Annotated in this window: 1 protein-coding gene; it reads right to left on the minus strand. The window is 57.2% G+C overall.

The genetic code is table 11. From position 1 onward, the window contains the following. The coding region (locus IVA82_RS22600; RefSeq protein WP_247493527.1) for a transporter substrate-binding domain-containing protein at nt 1–577 on the minus strand (577 nt) is incomplete at both ends.

The raw sequence follows: 577 nt of genomic DNA on the forward strand, positions 1-577 counted from the left end.
CCAGCGCAGTGCCGGTTCTGGCTCGTATCCGTCGGGTATCCTTACTGCCGTGCTGGGGTGTTCGTGCCGATACCAGCCGATAATCACGGGGTTTGTGGCGCCGACTTCGATTTCGCCTGCCTCGATCGCCGCAATTATGTCTTCTTGAGAGGCGAAGACCGAAACGCGGAAGCCGTGTTTGGCCAGCCACTCGTGCTCGACGGTGCCAACCATGACGCCAATCTTCTGACCGTGCAAATCCTCAAGCCGACGAACCGAAGATCGAGATGAAATGACGAGGACAACACCGCTGTCTGCGTAAGGTCTCGAATAGCGAAGAGGTAGATGGGTTGTCAGCGGCCCGGTAAGTCCCTCCCGATCATAGCTTGCGGCGGAGGTGACGACGTCCATCAAGACATCGCAATCCGAGTTCTTAATATCACCGGCGTTTCGAACCCAGGTCACACCGAGCTCAAATCCCATCTCGTGCGCCAATACTTCCGCGAGTTCGACTTCGAACCCGGCAAGACCGCCTCTATCGGTGAGGTTCGAATAAGGGAGTGCGGATGGGTTGGCGCAGAGGCGTAGGATACCATTC

Origin of the sequence: Bradyrhizobium sp. 142, from assembly GCF_023074015.1 — a bacterium.
GTDB lineage: Bacteria > Pseudomonadota > Alphaproteobacteria > Rhizobiales > Xanthobacteraceae > Bradyrhizobium.